This is a genomic window from Pelagicoccus sp. SDUM812002 (genome assembly GCF_031127835.1).
Taxonomy (GTDB): domain Bacteria; phylum Verrucomicrobiota; class Verrucomicrobiia; order Opitutales; family Opitutaceae; genus Pelagicoccus.
The window spans coordinates 1-305 of record NZ_JARXHX010000159.1 but is presented as its reverse complement, the minus strand read 5'-3'; the positions used below and the strand labels follow the sequence as shown (position 1 = coordinate 305).

Here is a 305-nt window from a genome sequence, read left to right as displayed (position 1 = left end):
GCGGTGCTGCCCCGCTCGAAGCGGCTCAGAACCCAGAGACGGCGCTGCGCGCTCGAGAGAGCGTAGCGGGAGGAAGCTACGATTGGCTCGATGCGGGCGAAGCGCCCCGAACGGCAGCGAAGCTCGGAGGCAAGATCGCGCACCCTGGGGAGAGAGAACAAGTCGGCCATGCGAACGTCGACCCCAAGCGACGACTGCACCAGAGCAAGCGCCCTCACCGCCTTTAGCGAATGCCCGCCAAGGGCGAAGAAGTCGTCGTCGAGACCGACGCGCTCCACCCCCAGGACCTCCGCGTAGACCGAGCA

1 protein-coding gene is annotated in these 305 nt (G+C 67.2%); it reads right to left on the bottom strand.

Annotation, left to right across the window (positions count from 1 at the left end; all coding sequences use genetic code 11):
- The coding region (locus QEH53_RS24105; RefSeq protein WP_309025788.1) for a phosphopantetheine-binding protein at window positions 1-305 on the bottom strand (305 nt) is incomplete at both ends.